Consider the following 16,967-nt stretch of genomic DNA (forward strand, 5'->3'; position numbering starts at 1 on the left):
TAAAAAGAGAATCTAACTTTTGTTTAACTCTATAATAAATGTGCTATGTAAATATAGAAATATCACACAATATATTATACTACTAAACCTCTATAAAGTACTACGTTACAGGAATATCCATATAAAAAGAAACAAAGAGTCTTCATTAGAGGATAAAAAGATAAATCAACAATAAAGGATCTATAAACCAATATTTATAACTTAATAATTAAAGTATGAAAAGCAACAAAAAAGGTAATCACCTGTATGCCTATAAGGATACTATCCGACGGCTATTTCTTCTCACTTTGTTCTCCTTTTTAATAGTAGAATCCTATGCCCAAAACAAAACGATTTCGGGTACGGTTACAGATTTTACCGGAGAACCGGTTATTGGTGCCAGTGTGTTGGTTAATGGTACTACTAATGGTACAATTACTGATTTAAATGGCAAGTTTTCTCTTTCCAATGTACCAACCAAAGGTACAATCACTATCACTTATATAGGATACAAAAAGCAAGAAGTATCCGTAGCAGGAAATACTAACTTCAAGATAACTCTTCAAGAAGATACTGAAACGCTGGATGAAGTAGTAGTTGTGGGCTACGGTGTACAGAAGAAAAGCGATGTAACTGGCGCTATGGCCCGCGTAGGAGAAAAAGAATTAAAAGCAATGCCTGTAAGAAATGCATTGGAAGGAATGCAGGGCAAAACAGCAGGTGTGGATATTACATCTAGCCAACGTCCCGGAGAAGTCGGTAACATTAACATTCGTGGGCAACGCTCTATTAATGCAGAACAAGGACCACTGTATGTCGTAGACGGTATGGTAATTCAAAATGGAGGTATTGAAAACATCAATCCTTCCGACATTGAAGCTATTGACATTTTGAAAGATGCTTCGGCCACAGCCATTTATGGTTCACGTGGTGCCAATGGTGTAATTCTCGTAACTACTAAAAAAGGAAAAGAGGGAAAAGTAACCCTGAACTATTCAGGTACTGTTACTTTTGAAACATTACATGATGTCACAGAAATGATGTCTGCTACAGAATGGCTGGATTATGCTCGCCTAGCCAAATACAATGCGGGTTCTTATGCTTCGGCCACTCCAACTTTTGAAGCAGATAAAGCAGCATTCGGAAGTGTAAGCGCTTCGTGGAAGAATATCGAGCAAGCATGGTCAAACGGCAATTATGATCCCTCAAAGGTCGGCTCCTACGACTGGGCATCTCACGGCAAACAGACGGGTATCACCCACGAACATACCTTAAGTGCCTCCGGAGGTTCGGACAAATTCCAAGGTTATGCTTCATTCGGCTATCTAGATCAAAAAGGAACACAACCAGGACAAGCCTATGAACGTTATACATTAAAGACATCATTTGACGTAACTCCTGTTGATTGGTTCAAAATGGGTTCTTCAATTAACGCATCATATTCTACTCAAGACTATGGATATAGTTTCTCTAAATCCGTAACTGGTTCCGGTGACTTCTATAGTGCATTAAGAAGCATGATCCCATGGACTGTGCCTTACGATGAAAACGGTGAATATGTCCGTTATCCAAGCGGTGACGTAAATATCATCAACCCCATCCGGGAATTAGACTATAATACCAATCAACGCCGTACTTTCCGTGCTTCTGCCAGCATGTACTCACAGATTGATTTCGGAAAAATTTGGAAACCACTGGAAGGTTTATCCTATCGTCTTCAGTTTGGTCCCGAATTTCAATTTTACACTCTAGGAGTTGCTAACGCTGCTGATGGCATCAATGGAGATGGTAACAACGGTGCACAATATAAGAACGAACAAAAGCGTGCATGGACATTGGATAACCTGATCTATTACAATAAAACTCTAGGTCAGCATAGTCTAGGAATGACATTGATGCAATCCGCTTCTGCCTATCATTACGAGATGGGAGATATGAGAGCCACCAATGTAGCCTCGTCGGATGAGCTTTGGTATAATATGGGATCTGCCGGTACATTGAATTCCTTTGGTACTGGACTAACCGAAACTCAGATGGCATCTTATATGGTTCGACTGAACTATGGTTACAAAGATAAATACTTGTTAACGGCATCTATGCGTTGGGATGGTGCCTCTCAATTAGCCGAAGGGCACAAATGGGCAAGTTTTCCTTCTGCAGCTATTGCATGGAGAATGGATCAGGAAGATTTCATGAAAGACATCAGTTGGTTGAATCAGTTGAAACTTCGTGTAGGTATGGGTGTCACAGGCAATGCAGCTATCAAAGCATACGCAACCAAAGGTGCCATCACCGGTTTATACTATAACTGGGGACAAAGTGATTCATCTTTAGGTTATGTACCTTCCGATCCTTCACAAAAAGAGCCTGCTAAAATGGCTAATCCAACCTTAGGCTGGGAACGAACTACACAATACAATGTCGGTATTGACTATGGTTTCTTTAATAACCGACTTACCGGTAGTATTGATGCATACAAAACAAAAACCAATGACTTATTATTAGAAATGTCAATCCCTTCATTAACGGGTTATGTTTCTACGTATGCCAATGTGGGTAAAACATCCGGATATGGTATTGATTTGCAAGTAAATGCAATACCAGTACAAACCAAAGATTTTACCTGGAGCACTACTTTAACATGGTCTATGGATAGAAACCGAATTGACGAATTATCTAACGGCAGAACTGAAGATGTGAATAACAAATGGTTTGTCGGTGAAGAAATCGGTGTTTATTACGACTGGGTATATGATGGAATATGGAAAACGGAAGAAGCTGAAGAAGCTGCTAAATACGGACGTAAGCCAGGACAAATCAAAGTAAAAGATTTAAATAATGATGGTGCAATAGATGCTAACGATGACAAGCAAATTGTAGGGCATACACGTCCACGCTGGACAGGTGGATGGAGCAACACTTTCAGCTATAAGAATTTTGAGCTTTCCTTCTTTATTCTGTCACGCTGGGGATTCACAGTCCCGCAAGGAGCTGTAACGCTCGACGGTCGCTATATGCAACGTAAAGTAGACTATTGGGTGGCTGGTACAAATGAAAATGCAAAATACTATTCACCCGGCTCCAACGGCGAAGGAGCCGATGCTTTCAACAGTGCAATGAACTATCAAGATGGATCGTACATTAAAGTACGTAATATTTCATTGGGCTATAATTTTACCCCGCAACAATTAAAGAAGTTGGGTATCAATAATCTGAAGCTATATGTTCAAGCCATGAACCCATTCAATATCTATAAGGCATGTGACTTTTTAGATACAGACTTGGTAAACTATGACAATAATACCAAGACATTTGGTTCACCTACCACTTTGAAGAGTTTTGTAATAGGTGTCAACATCGGATTCTAATCAACAAATTAAAGTAAAGACATTATGAAATTAAATAGAATATTATTTGCTGCTTTAATAGCCAGCGTAACAGGAAGCTCGATCACATCGTGCAGTGAGTCTTTCCTTGATGAAAATCTTACGACTCAATATAGTACAGACCGTTTTAAAACCCAGGAAGGTCTTGATGAATTGGTAACTGGCGCCTATCAGAAACTTAAATTTAAATTCAATTATATATGGGGAATCCAATGTTACAATATGGGAGTGGACGAGTTTACCGATGCTAACAATGTAATTCCTGCATGGAATCACTATAGCCAGGATTTAAACTCATCTGAAAATGGTGCCAACCAACCCATCTGGGATAATTACTACGGACTAGTTGAACCCGCAAACATATTGATTCAGAACATACCTCAATATTATAATCAGAGTTCACCTACATACAACACCCGTTTAGGAGAAGCACATTTCCTTAGAGCTTATGCTTATTTTGAATTAGTAAAACAATTTGGTGGCGTACCTTTGAAATTAGCTCCGTCTACAAGTGCCGAAACATATTTCACACGGAATTCTGCTGAAGAAATATACACACAGGTTATATCTGATTTTGGAGAAGCCTACAGACTACTTCCCAATAAAGGTGAATCAATCGGACGGATTAACAAATATGCTGCCGCACATTTCCTTGCAAAAGCACATTTATTCCGTGCATCTGAATTGTACAGCGATTGGAACAGTAATTATGTAGCATCCGACCTCGATGCTGTTATTCAATATGGTTCGGAAGTTGTAGATGCACATCCGTTGTGTAGTGATTATGTAGAACTTTGGGACTATGAACAGCCAAACGGAGCCAATGAAAAAGTAAGCGAAGTGATTCTAGCGGCTCAATTCTCTAATGATGAATCAACATGGGGACGCTTTGGAAATCAGATGCATCTTTATTATCCGGCCGTATATCAAGGCAATGATATAGGTGGATGTAAACGTGACATCTCAGGAGGACGTGAATTCTCATACGTAAGTGCTACAGAATATACCATGCAGGTATTTGACCGTGTCAATGACTCTCGTTTCTGGAAATCATTCATCACCTGTTATGGAGCCAACGAAACCAAAAGCGCTCCTACCTGGACAGCAGAAGATATGCCATACGCTCCGGCAGGTGTAAAAGAAGGTGACAAACGTTTTAGTGGAGGTGAACTCGGTATGAAATACATCGTTAATGACCCGGGAGACAACCGCTATGAGAAATATCCCAATGCTCCGGCATATACTGTTTTGAAAGATGGAAAAATGTGTAACACGTATACATATGTACGCTATTTCAAAGGGCAGGAACACAGTTGGAATGTAAATGAAAAAACAGGTAATTATTACGATATCATACCCCACAAACGTTCGGTAGCTTTATCTAAATTCCGTGATGGTTACCGTGTTTCTATTGCGTCTCAATTCGGTACTCGTGATGCTATTATCGCCCGTTCGGCAGATGATGTACTAATGGTTGCCGAGGCATATATTCGTAAGGGGGAAGCCAACTATGACAAAGCTATCGAGTGGATGAATAAATTACGTGAACGTGCCGGTTATAAAACAGGTGAGGATCGTAGTAAGAATGTAGATGGCGGACAAGCCTATAAGAACAATCCTTATTGTTCGGGAAAGGGGGGCGGTCATTCTTCTGAAGGTGCTATTTATTGGGAAGAAAATACTTATTACGAGTCAAACAATATAGAACAGGAAACCACTGCTTCTACCAAAACAACAATGAAATTAAATAGTGTATCAGATGTATATAATTCTACAGTAGATGTCCCTATTTACAACGAACTGGGCTGCACATCCAATGCTGACAAAATGATGTGCTTCCTGTTGAATGAACGTACAAGAGAACTTTGTGGCGAATTGCAACGCTGGGAAGATCTGGCACGTACCAAGACGTTAGACGCCCGTTGGCATAAATTCAACGATGGTGCCAGCAGAGGTCTTGGCGAATTCAAATCGGAGAAACATTACTATCGTCCGATCCCCCAAGCCTTCTTAGACGGTATCACCAATTCAAATGGTTCTGCATTAAGTAATGAGGAAAAGAAAGCAATGCAAAACCCGGGATATTAAGGTAAACAACTAATCCTATTGCCACTTGTCACTCTTTGAAATAGAATTTCTAATCAAAGAAGAACAAGTGGCAATATTTTTTAATGCTCCTTTCACTTCGTCTTCTTCACCATGAACTCTTTAATCTGTTCACTAATCTGCTCCATTCCCTTTATTGAAGGATGCCCACTCTTTTTGTCAATGTCATGCAATTCTATGCAATCAATATTATAATGCCTGCAGATAGTTCTGACTGATTCATTAAACTCTTCCTTTAAACCGGAATTCAATAGAAAATAGATTTCAACATTAGGATAGCGATCAATCATGTGATCGAGCATATAAGCCATAGCCGGACGGAATTTATACAAATCATCTTTAGTCCATCCCACATACTGATACTCCCCAAGCGGAGAACCAGCCCAACAATCATTGGTTGCGCCAAAAACAAAAATCACATTCGGGCAACCCAGTTGATCCATACGGGTTATAAAAGAACGATCCGAGTAATCTTCGTTGCGATAACCCGTATTACAAATCGTTGCACCCGAAAATGAATTATTGACACAAAGGCGGTAATTATTCTCTTTAATGAATTTATGCCACCACGTCTGTTTTACTGAAGTCACATCTGTTTGTTGTCGTGGAGAGACATAATACCAAATACTATTCGTATCTGGTTGTAGATATCCTTCAAACGTTGAATACGAGTCGCCTAAAATAGAAATAGATTTCAGGCTTTGAGCAAAACTTATACTGCTACATAAAATAGTAAGTAGCAGCAAAAAACAGGATTTCTTCATACTAGAATAAAGTTTTCAATTTTGCCGCTAATATACTACATTATGCTAATATGACAGTACGATTTTTTCTGCCAATTTCAGAAAATGATTATTTTACCTCCCTTTCATAGGTCACATTCTTCTCTACTACATTCTCCACATTATTCACTTTCTTCACGAACTTCTTCACTTCCCCTACCTTCACATTCTTGATTGTTACATTCTTCACCGGAAGTTTTGCATCTCCTTTCAATTCGTAAATAGCGTCTGCCGACTCACAAGTGACTTTATCCATATAAATGCCATCAATACGGGTAATCCGTTCTTCATAAGTAGGTACCAGATCCTTCCACTGGTATAGCACTTCGGTATCTATTTCAAGTACACGTTGAGCCATTCCTGCCTGTACATTCTTCATATAAACGTTTTCTATAAACCCACCTCTACGATGATTGGTTTTTACGAAAAAAAGACGCATTACTGAATTCGGAGCTGTGCAATCATGCATATAAATATTCCGTATTCCTCCGGAAATTTCACTTCCAATACCAAGCAAAGTATGTCCTTTAAGAATCTGGCAATTACGGATAACAATATTTTCGCAAGGAGTATTCAATCGCCAGGCATCTTGATTACGTCCGGCTTTAATCACTACTGCATCATCACCCTGATCGAAAGAACAATCTTCTACCAGAAAATTACGGCTCATTTCGAAATCAATACCGTCATTATTATGTCCATGTGCTTTTACATCCAGATTACGTACCAGTCCTCCGTCACACATATAAAGATGAATGGTCCAGAACGGACTTTCACGAATCTTAAACCCATCCAATAAAACATTCTTGCAGCGATTGAAATGAATCAAGTGCGGACGAAGGTGGTTCTCTCCTACCGCCATTTGACGTTCAATAACAGGAACATCGGTCGAAGCTTTCGTATATAACTCTTTCAATGCCTCCAAATGAGGTTGAGGACGTTTGAACCATACTTTCCAAGTATCCATCTTCGGCTGAAGAGTCCCTTTACCTGTAATTGCCACATTCTCACATTCAAAAGCATAGAGTAATGGAGAATAATTATAACATTCCAAACCTTCCCATGAAGTCATCACTGCCGGAAGATAATCAGAAGGATTATCCGTAAAATTCAGAATTGCATTCTCCTCCAAATAAAGATTTACATTACTTTTAAAATGAATTGGCCCAGTTAACCATATACCTGCCGGAACAACAACACGTCCGCCACCTGATTTATGACACGCTTCAATAGCGGCAGCAATTGCTTTTGTATTGTTTACTTCACCTCCGTTTTTTGCTCCGTAATCTGTTATCAAAAAGTCTTTGTCCGGATAGATAAATACTTTAATAGGTTGCATAGGGAAAGGAGCTTTCACCTTTACCATTTTATAATTATCAGCGGCAAAAGTAAAGGAAGCTGTCAATAAGCAAAGGCAGACAACTACCATCGGTTTCAGTAAGTAAGTCTTCATTACAATATCATTTTTTTAATTCTTCAAACACATCAAAGATAAGAATATTAATTTATAGCCGGTCACATTGAAAACACCAATACACCCGCTGTAGGAATATTTGTAGTTCCAATCAATGCTTTGGCTCCTTTCGGCAAGTTGAAGGCATAGGGCTGGTCTGAATAGTTCAAAACAATTCCCAAGCCATTCCGGTATTCCATTGTCACGCCATAAGGCAAATCCATTACCGGGATATTCAGCTGTGCATATAGTTTTTTCAATATATCTTTTTCCAATGCTCCGTTGTGGCTGTCCACTCCAACATAAGTAATCGTACCTTTCCCCAGTTTGCGGAAAGTCACAGCCGGACTTCCTGCGTAGAATTCGTTTTTATAAGTAGCCCATATTTGAGCATCTGCCGGAGGATTCAGAATCTCTCCCCATGTATTCCAGGCATACTCTTTTCCGTTCATAACAACAGTACCGGGATCTTCGGGAAGAAGCAAATCATAAAAGTTCATTTCATTTCCGGTCAGCGGAGTAATCATAGAGCCAAAAGGAGCCTCCGGGAGACGACCATAACGATCCTTCTGCGCCGTACGACAAGTAAGAATGAGGTTTCCGCCATTCTTCACATAAGAAATCCATTTGTCCACCAGTTCTTTATCAGCTAATTGATAAGCCGGCGCAATGACGACCGGATAATCAGATAAGTTCTTGGCTTCTGAAATAAAATCGACGGGTGCTCCGAATGATTTTAAGGTACGGTAATACTTTTCAATATGCGCAAAAGTATCCCAGGTCCGGTTTTGCTTCTGTCGCTCAATGCTCCAGGAGTTTTCAGGATTGAAAAGAATAGCTGTACGACGTGCCAGGTAATCAGCAGGCTTCGCCTCACGGGGAGCATAATGCTTACGAAGTTCACGAATCTCTTTTATAAAAGTTTCATACTCTTTTCCACCGGGGGTAACAGTCACTCCGTCTGTTCCTACTATTCCATAATGATACTGTTCTGTACCATAGAGCGGTTGGCGATAGCGGTAGGTACAAATAAAATCACTTCCACCGGCAAATACACTCCACATCCATAGACGGACAGCTCCCGGAAGAGGCTGGGGATTGATACTGCCCCAGTTCACTTGTCCCGGTTGCAGTTCCATTACACCATACGTTCCCTGTATCGGACGGAAAAAATCATTCGCCCAAGCAATACGCAATGGATTACCTACACGATAGCCCCGACGACCGATTCCCTCATTATCTCCATATACCATGTAACGGGTATAGCTTTGGAAATCCAACGCAGGACTACCACCAATATGTCCTTCATCATAGTTCGGTATATAATTGGTTGTTACCCATTGGTTCTTTGCATATTTCTTGATTAACAAGCATTGCTCATTCAGAAAATCATTGGTTTGCATTGCTGCAAAACGACGGTAATCCAAAATCTGATGATGATTCATAAACATCTGTACACGCTTGGGAAGCGTTATTTCATCAAAAGAAGAATAAGACTCACTCCAAAAAGCAGTTCCCCAGGCATTATTTAAAAGTTGAATGTCATTATTGTATTTGGCACGAAGAAAATCACGGAAGGCAAGTTCCGCTTTCGGATTATAGTCAAACTGTACGGCAGGTTCGTTATCGAGTTGCCATCCGATAATACGAGGATCGTTACCATAGTGCTGCGCCAGTTTTTCAATCATCTTATAAGATAACTCTCTGTAAAGAGGAGAAGCAAATGAAGCATGCTGACGGGCACCGTGGTCAAGTACCGTTCCATCTTCATTCTTCAACAGAATTTCAGGATATTTCCGGCTCATCCATACAGGAGGAGTGGCAGTAGACGTACACATTATCACTTTTAAATCATATTTGGCAGCTAAAGCTACCGCTCTGTCAAGCCAGGCAAAATCATAACGTCCTTCTTCCGGCTCCAACTGCGCCCAGGCAAACTCGGCAAAATGAGTAAATTCAAATCCCAGTTCATGCATTTTCTTGAAGTCACGTTCCCACTGGTTTTCATCCCAGTGTTCAGGATAATAGTAGACACCTGTCAGTGTCAGATCTTTGTCATTAAACCAAGAAGAGGGGTGTGCTGTGGTTGAAAGGGTCAGCAGACTGACACAAAGAATCGCTAATATTTTACTTTTTATCATATACTTCATAAATTCAATTGATTATTAATGTTAGCTATTGTTTATCATTCGTTTTATAAATGGGAATTTAGCAGTTAGGCTGAAAGCCTTACAATTATATATTTATTGGGGTGCCCTGAAAGGTCTTAATTACATAGCGTAGGGCAACGCCCTACGAAAAAGACACACCAGCCACAAGCCCTGAAAGGGCGGAACTGTATACAATTATGCCCTTTCAGGGCGCAAATTCAGATTGTCGTTTTTACGTAGGGCGTTCCCCTACGCTATATAATTAAGCCCTTTCAGGGCACTCCGCAAAATTATCATTTCTCATAGATTTTCCATTCCCACAATCCAGCATCTCCCCTGCGGATATGAAGACGAAGATAACGGGCCTCCCCTATCTCCTTCGCCAAATGCGGGGAGCGCACTTCTACTTTAGCTTGTTCGGCACATGTCCGCCAGTTTTTTCCATCCATCGATTTTTCTAACCGCCACGTATGTCCTTCAGTAGGGCGGGTAAAGTAAAACTGACATTCGTTGACATTGCGAATCCCTTTTAAATCCACCGTAATGAATGGACTGCTATCCGTATCGGCTGCCATCCAACGAGTTCCATTCGATTCATCGGCTACATGAGCAGCCTGATAAGTATGCGTTCGAGTATAATTCTTCACGGAGGCTTTCTCCGGTAGAGGCTGGTTAGGCTGTGTTTCAATGCTGACCACAGAAGTGCGCGGTTCTTTCTCGCTGGAAGCATAAAAATGTGACTGCAAAGACAAATTCGTCCGTTTCTCTTGTGGAGTTGCCAGGCACCCCACTCCACGCATATCGGGAACTAAAGTCTTAATTGTTCCGTCATCATTAAATTCCATCCAGTTGGCATATATCTGCCGGGTGGTTCCACCATCTCCGTATTCGAGATAAAGAAAGATATACTCATCCGTTCCTTCATCGTAGAACACATTGCCATGCCCCGGTCCCCACACTTGATTTTCGGGAGAAGAAAACAAAAAGATATCGTTGCCCTCCGGTTTCACAAAACCTGTAAGAGGAGATTCGCGGCTCATCATGTATGCATTTGCATAATTCTGATGACCGCTCAATGTATAAATATAATAATAGATACCTTTACGTTTAAACATTACGGGACCCTCTGAATATCCCTGACGGGCTGTTTTCAATGTCACCGGTTCCCCATCCAGATGAAGCCGGTCAGCAGAAAGACGTGCCGCATTCCGACGACGCCAAAAGATATATCCCGTACCGTCATCATCAATAAAAGGCTCTCCGTCGATATCATTAATAATGGCGGGGCTATCTACTTCTTCTCCGGAAACAAAAAGCCCTTTTCCTTCGGTAAACCGGAAAGGACCCTCCGGACGATCTGCAACAAGCACATAAGTCCCCATCTTATCACCGGGCTTGACAAAAGTGACATATAAATAAAACTTTCCATCGTGTTCAATCACTCTCCCGGGAGCCCAATACCGGAAATATCCTTTTTTCTTTTCACCTTTATCATTCGTATATTCATATCCTTTCGACCAGTCGAAACCACTAATATGAGAACCCTCAAAGCTCCAGTTTACAAAATCTTTCGACTTCCACACAACAGGTGTTCCGGCACGTTCAAGACCATAATCCAAATCAGTGGTTCCGTAGAGATAATAGGTATCACCAAACTTAGAAACGGAAGGATCCGCCACATTATCGGGGATTAAAGGATTATAAGTACGATTGGCTATCAATGCCTCCACCACGGAAGCATCTACCGCAAACGCCGTTCCATGACGGATGCCTCTCGGAAAAGAAACTTGATCGGACACGTCTTCCCATGTTTCGCCATGATCTAAAGAGCGAACGGCACCATAACGATGATCGCGGTATTTATCGAAATAAACATAAAGCGTATCACCGACAAAAAGAGGAGCAGGTCCTTCCGCCCAATACTTTCCTGTAATAGGCGCCGATACTTTGGTCGGAAATCCTTTTTCGACCTTTTTTGTACGCGTAACGCGCAAATTCTTTTCCGGCGGATTGGAGTTTTCATTCTTGACTATCATTATCAGGTCTCCCAGCTTCGGATCTTTCACAATAGCAGCGTCAATCACACTGAAATCAGGGTTGAAAAACATCTTTGTCTTTGAGAAAGTGCGGAAATCCTTTGTTGTCGCATAATAAATACGATGATTCAATCCCTTCTCGCTTTCGCTGGTAGGTATTTCCTTGTGACGACCGGGGATGGTAGTTGCCCAAAAGATATAGTAAGTTTGCGAAGGTTCGTCATAAAAGAGTTCAGGTGCCCAACAATTATGGGCAGTCGGCTCGTGCATCATCACCGGAATAGCCTGTTGTTCACTCCAATGAATTAAATCACGAGAAGAAGCATGGCCGATAATCCGATCAGTCCAACTGGAAGTCCAGACCATGTGGAAAGTTCCGTCCGGAGCCTGGCAAATACTCGGATCTCGCATTAATTTATCTTTACCAACGGAAGGTGTCAGATAAGACCGTCCGCCATTCAAAGGCATCCAGTTCAACCCGTCATAACTATAAGCTAAATGCAATCCATCTTTACTGTCATTGATGAAATAAGAAAAGAGATAAGCAGTCTTACCGGCGAAGATTGTCATTACCGAGCAAAGACTTAGAGCCATCCAAACAACTACTTTTTTCATGGTTCCTTTTAAGATTAAAAAGTTTACCCCGCAAAGATAAGGTATCTCCCAACCTCCTCAAAGATAAAGAGCATGGACAATATTTCAAATCCATGTAGTTTTGTACACCATCCGTCCTATAAGTGCATTTTGATACAATATTCTATGTATCTGTACATCTTTCTATTTACTAAACCCTTAAAAAGCTCTACTTTAGCGGCAGATTTTAAAATAGAGATGAAAAACATATCAATTCTATATATCATGAAACAACTTTTAGTAAGTATTGCCATCGTATTTGCCTCTATACTGACCGTAACGGGGCAAAATCATTCTTTCAGTTTATCCGGCAAATGGAATTTCCAGATAGACCGGGAAGATATCGGCACCAAGGAACAATGGTTCAAAAAAAGCCTTGATGATCAGATTAATCTCCCCGGCTCCATGCCCGAAAAGCTGAAAGGAGATGAAGTAACCGCCCGCACCCGGTGGACCGGAAGCTTGTATGACAGCTCTTACTATTTCAATCCATACATGGAGAAATACAGAATAGAAGGACAAGTGAAACTTCCCTTTTTCCTGACTCCCGACAAACATTATGTAGGGGTAGCCTGGTATCAAAAGAAAGTTACAATACCTTCCAACTGGAAAGGAGAAAGAATCACTCTTTTCCTGGAACGCCCGCACATCGAAACGACCGTATGGGTCAATCAACAGGAACTCGGTATGCAGAACAGTCTTTGTGTCCCTCATGTGTATGATCTGACTTCTGCTGTTACTCCCGGCAAAACCTGCCTGATTACTATCCGCATCGACAACCGCATCAAAGAAATCAATGTAGGTCCCGACTCTCACAGCATCACCGACCAGACCCAAGGTAACTGGAACGGGATCGTAGGACGAATCGAATTACAGGCCACTCCTAAAGTTCATTTTGAAGACATTCAGATATACCCTGATTTAAACAATCAGAAAGCACTGGTACGCATGAACATACAGTCTGCCTCTTCCACCAAAGGAGATATTACACTTTCTGCCGAAAGTTTCAATACGGACACTCAACACAAAGTAGCTCCTGTTCAGCAAAGCTTCCATATCCGTCCGGGAGACAATGCAATAGAGATGGAACTTCCTATGGGAAAAAATTTCCTCACATGGGATGAGTTCAATCCTGCACTGTATAAACTGACGGCAAAATTGACCAACGGTAAACAGTCCGACATCAAACAGGTACAATTTGGTATGCGCGATTTCAAGATAGAAGGAAAATGGTTCTACGTCAATGGTCGCAAAACAATGCTTCGCGGCACAGTGGAAAACTGTGATTTCCCATTGACCGGTTATGCTCCAATGGACGTAGCTTCCTGGGAGCGGGTGTTCCGCATTTGCCGCAACTATGGTTTGAATCACATGCGTTTTCATTCTTTCTGCCCGCCGGAAGCTGCTTTTATCGCAGCCGATCTAGTCGGTTTCTATCTGCAACCGGAAGGTCCGAGTTGGCCGAATCACGGACCAAGATTGGGTAACGGTCAGCCAATTGACAAATATCTGATGGACGAAACAATTGCCCTGACTAAAGAATACGGAAACTATGCATCTTACTGTATGCTGGCTTGTGGTAACGAACCTTCCGGACGCTGGGTAGCATGGGTGAGCAAGTTTGTCGATTATTGGAAAGCGACAGATCCGCGTCGTGTATATACGGGAGCTTCCGTAGGAAACAGCTGGCAGTGGCAACCTCACAATGAATACCATGTGAAAGCCGGAGCACGCGGTTTGAGTTGGGCAGGTGCACAACCGGAAAGCGAATCGGATTATCGCGCAAGGATAGACACCGTGAAACAACCGTATGTATCACATGAAACAGGTCAATGGTGCGTATTCCCGAATTTCAACGAAATCCGCAAATATACCGGAGTCAACAAAGCGAAGAACTTTGAGATTTTCAGGGATATTCTGAATGATAATCACATGGGAGGCCAAAGTTATGATTTTATGATGGCTTCGGGCAAATTGCAGGCACTTTGTTATAAGCATGAGATTGAAAAGACATTGCGTACCCCCGATTATGCAGGTTTCCAATTGCTGGCTCTCAACGATTACTCGGGTCAGGGAACGGCATTGGTCGGCGTACTGGATGTATTTTTTGAAGAGAAAGGATATATCAACGCGGAGCAATTCAGACGTTTTTGCAGCCCGACTGTCCCCTTAGCCCGTATTCCGAAGTTTGTATATGCCAATGATGAAACATTCCATGCCGACATCGAAGTTTCTCACTTTGGTGCAGCCCCTCTGCAAGGAGCAAAAACTAGCTATACCATCAAAGACAAGTTCGGAAAGGTGTATGCCAAAGGAACTGTCGGCACACAAACGATTCCTATTGGAAACCTTTGTGCACTAGGCAGCGTGGATATGAATCTGAAAGGGATCGATACTCCGCAGAAACTAAATCTGGAAGTATGTATTGAAGGCAGCGATGCCGTCAATGACTGGGATTTCTGGGTATATCCTGCACAAGTGGAACTGACACAGGGAAGTGTATATACTACCGACACACTGGATGAAAAAGCCGTTTCCGTACTGAAAGAAGGGGGAAATGTCTTGATTACGGCAGCCGGCAAAATACAATACGGAAAAGAAGTTAAACAATACTTTACTCCGGTATTCTGGAATACTTCCTGGTTCAAGATGCGCCCGCCGCACACAACTGGTATTTTCCTGAATGAATATCATCCTCTTTTCCGTGAATTTCCTACGGAATTTCATAGTAACCTGCAATGGTGGGAATTATTAAATAAAGCCCAGGTGATGCAATTTACCGACTTTCCGGCAGAATTCCAGCCAACCGTTCAAAGCATCGACACCTGGTTCATCAGCCGGAAAATCGGAATGTTGTTTGAAGCAAACGTATTGAACGGTAAACTGATGATGACCAGTATGGATATCACTTCTCAACCGGAGAAACGAATCGTTGCCCGACAAATGCATAAGGCAATCCTGGATTATATGAATTCAGACGCTTTCCGCCCGTCAGCAACCATTGCCCCGGAACTGATACAAGCATTGTTCACCAAAGTGGCAGGAGATGTAAAATCTTATACCAAAGATTCGCCGGACGAGCTCAAACCGAAAATTAACTAAATGGGAAATTATCAGGCACGGATTACATAAACCAATATACATTCATATTATTTATAATGAAAACTACTATCATAGGCTTACTACTCTTGGCTACAATAACCGTCAATGCCCAAGAAAAAGTCCGAACCTACCAACTGTCGGACGCACCCCGATATAGCGAGGAGACGAGATACGGATACGACCTCACCGCCACACCCGAGAAAGGGAGTAAATCACCTTTCTTCTTCTCTGTCCGTGTTCCGGACGGGAATTACAAAGTTACAGTACGCCTGGGAAGTAAAAAACAGGCAGGAGTGACCACCGTAAGAGGTGAGTCACGCCGGCTATTTGTTGAGAACCTGCCAACTAAAAAAGGACAATTCGTAGACGAAACATTTATCATCAATAAACGTACCCCTCGTATCTCCGAAAAAGAATATGTACGAATCAAGCCCCGTGAGAAAGCGAAACTGAACTGGGATGATAAACTGACATTGGAATTTAATGGAGATGCACCTGTGTGCCAAAGTATCCGTATCGAGCCTGCCAATCCGTCAGTCATCACTGTTTTTCTGTGCGGAAACAGTACGGTAGTCGATCAGGACAACGAACCTTGGGCTAGCTGGGGACAAATGATCCCTCACTTCTTCGGAACAGATGTTTGCATCGCCAATTATGCGGAATCCGGTGAATCGGCCAATACTTTTATCGGAGCAGGACGTTTGAAAAAAGCATTGAGCCAGATGAAGAAAGGCGATTATCTCTTCATGGAGTTCGGACATAACGATCAGAAGCAGAAAGGTCCCGGAAAAGGAGCTTACTACTCTTTTATGACCAGCCTGAAAACATTCATCGACGAAGCACGAGCACGTGGAGCATATCCCGTACTGGTTACTCCCACCCAACGCCGGAGCTTTGACTCAACCGGACATATCCGCGATACACACGAAGATTATCCGGAGGCCATGCGCTGGCTGGCCGCCAAAGAAAATATACCTTTGATTGACCTCAACGAAATGACTCGGACACTATATGAAGCGTTAGGCACGGAAACATCCAAACGCGCCTTCGTACACTATCCGGCAGGAACTTATCCCGGACAGACCAAGGCTTTTGAAGACAATACCCACTTTAACCCTTACGGCGCTTACCAGATAGCCCAGTGTGTGATTGAAGGTATGAAGAAAGCCGTACCCGAGTTAGCCAAACACTTAAAAATAGACCCGGCATATAACCCGGCACACCCGGATGATGTGAATACTTTCCACTGGAACGAATCACCTTTCACAGAAATAGAGAAACCGGACGGAAATTAAGAGATAAGTATTAGGTATCAAGTATTAAGTATCAGGCATTAGATA

Annotated in this window: 8 protein-coding genes; 4 read left to right on the forward strand and 4 right to left on the reverse strand. The window is 42.0% G+C overall.

Features of this window, described 5'->3' with window-relative positions:
* The first annotated feature begins 215 nt into the window (after positions 1–215).
* Positions 216–3,347, forward strand: a complete 3,132-nt coding sequence (locus tag DW173_RS10670; RefSeq protein ID WP_004315619.1) for a SusC/RagA family TonB-linked outer membrane protein — start codon at positions 216–218, stop codon at positions 3,345–3,347.
* Positions 3,348–3,371: 24 nt separating this feature from the next.
* Positions 3,372–5,453 (forward strand): RagB/SusD family nutrient uptake outer membrane protein, encoded by a 2,082-nt coding sequence (locus DW173_RS10675; protein WP_004315618.1) that lies wholly within the window; start codon positions 3,372–3,374, stop codon positions 5,451–5,453.
* Between the two features lie 92 nt (positions 5,454–5,545).
* Here the strand turns inward: DW173_RS10675 and DW173_RS10680 are convergent, their stop codons facing one another.
* The 4 genes from DW173_RS10680 to DW173_RS10695 all read right to left on the reverse strand — a co-directional run bounded on the left by DW173_RS10680 (position 5,546) and on the right by DW173_RS10695 (position 12,507).
* The gene (locus DW173_RS10680) at positions 5,546–6,235 is read right to left on the reverse strand and encodes an SGNH/GDSL hydrolase family protein (RefSeq protein WP_049701942.1); all 690 of its coding nucleotides are present in this window, start codon (positions 6,233–6,235) and stop codon (positions 5,546–5,548) included.
* 88 nt (positions 6,236–6,323) lie between these two features.
* Entirely contained in the window at positions 6,324–7,706 is a 1,383-nt protein-coding gene (locus tag DW173_RS10685; protein WP_083444165.1) for a glycoside hydrolase family 28 protein, read from the reverse strand.
* Positions 7,707–7,768: 62 nt separating this feature from the next.
* Positions 7,769–9,856 (reverse strand): beta-galactosidase, encoded by a 2,088-nt coding sequence (locus DW173_RS10690; protein WP_049701941.1) that lies wholly within the window; start codon positions 9,854–9,856, stop codon positions 7,769–7,771.
* 293 nt (positions 9,857–10,149) lie between these two features.
* Complete coding sequence (locus tag DW173_RS10695) at positions 10,150–12,507, reverse strand: family 43 glycosylhydrolase (RefSeq protein WP_182019501.1); 2,358 nt, start codon at positions 12,505–12,507, stop codon at positions 10,150–10,152.
* 243 nt (positions 12,508–12,750) lie between these two features.
* On the opposite strand from DW173_RS10695, the gene DW173_RS10700 reads away from it, so the two are divergent.
* Positions 12,751–15,627: a sugar-binding domain-containing protein gene (locus DW173_RS10700; protein WP_049701939.1), complete on the forward strand. Its 2,877-nt coding sequence runs from the start codon at positions 12,751–12,753 to the stop codon at positions 15,625–15,627.
* A 56-nt stretch (positions 15,628–15,683) separates the two neighbouring features.
* Positions 15,684–16,922 carry a rhamnogalacturonan acetylesterase gene (locus tag DW173_RS10705; protein ID WP_118220128.1) on the forward strand — a complete coding sequence of 413 codons (1,239 nt, stop codon included), beginning with the start codon at positions 15,684–15,686 and terminating at the stop codon, positions 16,920–16,922.
* The last annotated feature ends 45 nt before the right edge of the window (positions 16,923–16,967 follow it).

Origin of the sequence: Bacteroides sp. AM16-13, assembly GCF_003602705.1 — a bacterium.
Classification (GTDB): domain Bacteria; phylum Bacteroidota; class Bacteroidia; order Bacteroidales; family Bacteroidaceae; genus Bacteroides; species Bacteroides xylanisolvens.

What these genes read in the sequence shown, in the direction of transcription:
- DW173_RS10680 (WP_049701942.1), bottom strand. Translation starts at nt 6,235, where the DNA reads ATGAAGAAATCCTGTTTTTTGCTGCTACTTACTATTTTATGTAGCAGT.
- DW173_RS10700 (WP_049701939.1), top strand. Translation starts at nt 12,751, where the DNA reads ATGAAACAACTTTTAGTAAGTATTGCCATCGTATTTGCCTCTATACTG.
- DW173_RS10670 (WP_004315619.1), top strand. Translation starts at nt 216, where the DNA reads ATGAAAAGCAACAAAAAAGGTAATCACCTGTATGCCTATAAGGATACT.
- DW173_RS10690 (WP_049701941.1), bottom strand. Translation starts at nt 9,856, where the DNA reads ATGAAGTATATGATAAAAAGTAAAATATTAGCGATTCTTTGTGTCAGT.
- DW173_RS10675 (WP_004315618.1), top strand. Translation starts at nt 3,372, where the DNA reads ATGAAATTAAATAGAATATTATTTGCTGCTTTAATAGCCAGCGTAACA.
- DW173_RS10685 (WP_083444165.1), bottom strand. Translation starts at nt 7,706, where the DNA reads ATGAAGACTTACTTACTGAAACCGATGGTAGTTGTCTGCCTTTGCTTA.
- DW173_RS10705 (WP_118220128.1), top strand. Translation starts at nt 15,684, where the DNA reads ATGAAAACTACTATCATAGGCTTACTACTCTTGGCTACAATAACCGTC.
- DW173_RS10695 (WP_182019501.1), bottom strand. Translation starts at nt 12,507, where the DNA reads ATGAAAAAAGTAGTTGTTTGGATGGCTCTAAGTCTTTGCTCGGTAATG.